Here is a 2,540-nt window from a genome sequence, read left to right on the forward strand (position 1 = left end):
CCGTCGGTCCCACCGGCACCGACCTGACGACCGACGCCGGCCGCAGCTGGCGGACGGTCGACACCGGGTCGTACGACACGGTGGACTGCACCCCCGACCCGGGCTGCTGGGCGGCGGGGGAGAAGGGGCGCGTGGCCCGGCTGGAGAGCTGACGTGCGCTGCCGGAACGCGGGTACTCGGTCACCGCACCCGACATGACCCGATCACCGGGAAAGGAAGTGAGCGGTCGTGCCACGCGGTTCCAGCCCCAAGCGGGAACGTCAGTACGAGCACATCAAGGAGAGCGCGCTGGACCGGGGCGAGAGCACCGAACGCGCCGAGGAGATCGCGGCGCGCACGGTCAACAAGGAGCGTGCCAGGTCCGGTGAGTCGAAGACCGCCAGCCGCACCTCGGTCGAGGACATGTCGTCCGGCGAGCGGGGCGGCAGGCGGTCGCACCAGGGCGCGCAGGGGCCCACCTACGACCAGCTGTACGAGGAGGCCAGGAAACGCGGCGTCGAGGGGCGTTCGGACATGAACAAGGAACAGCTGCGGCGCGCCCTGGACCGGCGCAGGAGCTGACTCGGGGGCGGGCTCAGCCCAGCGTCTCGCGGTACCGCTCCAGCTCCGGGGCCGTCTTCGTCGCGACGAACTCCGTGAAGCGGTACGCGCACACGCCCGCGGCGACGAACGGGTCGCCCGCGGTGATCTCCTCGATGCGGGCGCGGTCCTTCGCGACGGCCAGGATCACGCCGCCGTCGCGGGGGTTCTTGCGCCCGGAGGCGAGGAAATGACCCTTCTCGTACTGCTCCTCGAGCCAGGTCACGTGGTCCGGCAGGACGGCGTCCACGGCGTCGAGCGGTGCGGTGTAGGTCAGTTCCAGTACGAACATGATCGCGAGCCTACCCCCGGGAGCCCCCGCGGTTCCCCCGCCCCCGTACAGTCGTCCTCACCATGACGACCGTACGCGTTCCCGCGGGCTGGCCCGCGAACGAGGAGCTGGCCCGCGCCGTCCAGGACGAACTGCGCGGCCGGGTGGTGCTGGACGATCCGGGGCCGCCGCCCGGGACGGGCCACGTGACGGGGGTCGACGTCGCGTACGACGACGCCCGGGACGTCGTCGTGGCCGCGGCCGTCGTACTGGACGCGGCGACGCTCGACGTGGTCGCCGAGGCGACCGCCGTAGGACGGATCTCCTTCCCGTACGTCCCGGGGCTGCTCGCCTTCCGCGAGATCCCCACGGTGCTGGCCGCCCTCGACGCCCTGCCCCACCCCCCGGGCCTGGTGGTCTGCGACGGCTACGGACTGGCCCACCCGCGCCGCTTCGGCCTCGCCAGCCATCTCGGCGTGCTCACCGGCCTGCCCACGATCGGCGTCGCCAAGAACCCGTTCACCTTCAAGTACGACGACCCGGACCCGCGGCGCGGCAGCGGCACCCCGCTCCTCGCGGGCACCGAGGAGGTCGGCCGCGCCCTGCGCACCCGGGAGTCCGTCAAGCCGGTGTTCGTCTCCGTCGGCCACCGGGTGAGCCTGGACAACGCCTGCGCCCACACGCTGGCGCTCACTCCGGAGTACCGGCTCCCGGAGACGACCCGCCGGGCGGACTCGCTGTGCCGCCGCGCGCTGCGCGAGGCGACACGCGGGCGCGGCCCCCTCGTCGAACGTGCCGCCGCGGATCCCGAACGGAGCTGGGGGCGCACGGTGTTCGAGCGCCAGCCCCTTCCCGTCGTCTGGGCGGGCCGGGTGCTCCGGGCGGCGACGGAGGGGCTGGGCCGGACGCCGGAGATCGATGCCGTGCTGGACCTGGCGGAGGACCGCGACCGGTGGAGCCGGGGAAGCGAGGTGCTCGGGCTGGTCCGCGGGCGAGGGACCGACGCCTGGGAGCAACCGGCCGAGGAGCACGGGCTGCTGGTCCGCCTCGCCGAGCTGGTGGGCAAGGTCGCCCACAACGAGGCGGGCCCCCCGCCGTTCTTCGACCACCACGCGGGCTGGCAGATCGGCCCCATCGCCGTCCGGCTCGCCACCGCCGCACAGGATCCGTCCGTGCGGGACCGCATCGCGGCCGCGCTGGGCGACTGGCCGCCCGCCGAACACGACGGCTGAGGCACGGCGCCTGGATACGCCGCCCGAGTACCACGACTCGGTACGGCGGGTGAGCGGCCGTACGGATGTGGACGCACCGCGGTGACCGGTACGCCGGGGCGCATGACGACGCAGCGTGCCGCGAAGCCCCTGGCGGATCCCCGACCTCCGGTCGAGCGTGCCGCGACGGCCGTTCTCGTGCGCGCCGTGGTGGGCGGGGCGCCCTGGACCGGCCTGGACCGGCGGGATGATCCTCACGGTGGCCGGGCGGACGCCGCGGGGGCGCCTCAGCGGCTCATGGCAACCCGGAACGTGATCCCCGCCGCGCGCAGCCGTTCCGTCAGTGCGTCGCCCATCGCCTGGGCCGTCGTGTGGGGGCCCGCCCGCGGCGGCCCGGCGGCGCAAGGCGAGGGCCGGGGGGGTATAAAAAACAAACACCACCACACACAATGAAAAAAAAACAGAGTGGGGGGCGAGGG

General features: G+C 73.8%; 2 protein-coding genes and 3 pseudogenes. 4 read left to right on the top strand and 1 reads right to left on the bottom strand.

The features are described from left to right. Window positions 1–152, top strand: a pseudogene (locus ACFW2E_RS45070) (oxidoreductase); the annotation flags it as partial. A gap of 76 nt (window positions 153–228) precedes the next feature. Further along, the gene (locus tag ACFW2E_RS45075; RefSeq protein ID WP_384477481.1) at window positions 229–561 is read left to right on the top strand and encodes a plasmid stabilization protein; all 333 of its coding nucleotides are present in this window, start codon (window positions 229–231) and stop codon (window positions 559–561) included. 13 nt (window positions 562–574) lie between these two features. Here ACFW2E_RS45075 and ACFW2E_RS45080 read toward each other — a convergent pair whose 3' ends face one another. Then, a complete protein-coding gene (locus ACFW2E_RS45080; RefSeq protein WP_384477484.1) occupies window positions 575–871 on the bottom strand; it encodes a YciI family protein in 297 nt (98 codons plus the stop codon). A 62-nt stretch (window positions 872–933) separates the two neighbouring features. Here ACFW2E_RS45080 and ACFW2E_RS45085 point away from each other — a divergent pair. Further along, window positions 934–1,617, top strand: a pseudogene (locus ACFW2E_RS45085) (endonuclease V); the annotation flags it as partial. A 567-nt stretch (window positions 1,618–2,184) separates the two neighbouring features. Then, a pseudogene (gene mmpA / locus ACFW2E_RS45090) lies at window positions 2,185–2,283 on the top strand (morphogenic membrane protein MmpA); the annotation flags it as partial. Window positions 2,284–2,540 lie beyond the last annotated feature (257 nt).

The organism is Streptomyces sp. NPDC058964 (assembly GCF_042741275.1).
Lineage (GTDB): Bacteria > Actinomycetota > Actinomycetes > Streptomycetales > Streptomycetaceae > Streptomyces.

What these genes read in the sequence shown, in the direction of transcription:
- ACFW2E_RS45080 (WP_384477484.1), bottom strand. Translation starts at nt 871, where the DNA reads ATGTTCGTACTGGAACTGACCTACACCGCACCGCTCGACGCCGTGGAC.